A 1,184-nucleotide genomic window follows, 5' to 3' on the forward strand; every position below is an offset into this window, starting at 1 on the left:
GCATTGTAGTAGCGCTGAAAGTCGCCGCCTTCCTCGGGAGGCGTCGGCAGGGTATCCGGATCACCGGCCATGTCGACGTGGCGATCATCGAAATACAGGGCCTGGCCCAGCCCCACCGAAAGATGCTGACGGCCACTGGCATCCTCGAGCAGACGCGACTCCAGACCCAGCGAGACCCGGTTGAGGTCCCCCACCCGGTCGCTTCCGGTGAAGCGGTAGGGCGACCAGAGCTGGTTCCAGGAGAAGGCCTGCTCGGCGGTGTCGAAATCAGGGAAGTCGGTCTGGTCCCTGCCCGGCACATAGGCATAGTTGACGCGCGGCTCGAGGGTCTGGCGGTAGTCACGACCGCCAAGGTCGAGTTCGCGCTCGAAGACCAGGCCGCCATCGATGGAGGTGACCGGCAGGTTGCGGGTCAGGCGGGTATCCCGATCGGTATCACGGTTGCCGTAGTCCAGGTCATAGGCGGTGGCGAGCCATTCTACCCGGGGCTCGAGATAGCCCCAGCGTTCGTCGAGGCGCCAGCCGGCGACCGGAGAGAGGTGCAGCCGCGACCCAGTGGCGGACTCACGCAGCGGCACGCGGTTCTCGTCCACATCGCGCCAGAAGTAGGTCGCATTGGATCGCCACTGCTGGTAGAAACCGCTGTCCTGCGACCAACGGGCATTGGCGGTCAGGCTGGGCAGGCGGTAGAAGGGCTTGTTACGGTCGAGTAGCGGGTCGTCGAGCTTCTGGAAGCCCTGGGCACGGGCATCGAGTTGCCAGACGTCGCCGCTGTAGTCGATCTGTGCCAGGCGCGACATGCTGGAGCGTCCCTGCTCACCGAAATCACTGCCGAAATCGTCGAAGTAACGCCCATCGCTGGCCGCCCCGTAACGCAGCTGGTAACGAGTGCGGGCATCGACACGACCGGCATGGCGATAGTCCAGGTACCAGCGGTCATCTCCCTCGAAGCGCCTTGCCGCATCATTGGGGTTGTCGCTGGAGCCCCCGTCGTCGCTGGACAGGAAGGCAGCTTCGATCTGGCCGGCATCCGTCGGAAACATATAACGGTATTCACCCCCCAGCAGGAAACCACGGTCACTGATGACGCGCGGGGTGATGGTGGCATCCTGGTTGGGGGCGATATTCCAGTAGAAGGGCTGGGCATAGTCGAGCGAGTCCGCGGAGAGACCCAGCAGCGGCCA

At 64.4% G+C, this 1,184-nt stretch carries 1 protein-coding gene; it reads right to left on the reverse strand.

The window, feature by feature from the left end; translation table 11 throughout:
* Window positions 1–1,184 (reverse strand): LPS-assembly protein LptD (locus ACESMD_RS10545; protein ID WP_372612936.1); only part of this gene is annotated, 1,184 nt, incomplete at both ends.

This window comes from Halomonas sp., from assembly GCF_041689495.1.
Lineage (GTDB): Bacteria > Pseudomonadota > Gammaproteobacteria > Pseudomonadales > Halomonadaceae > Halomonas.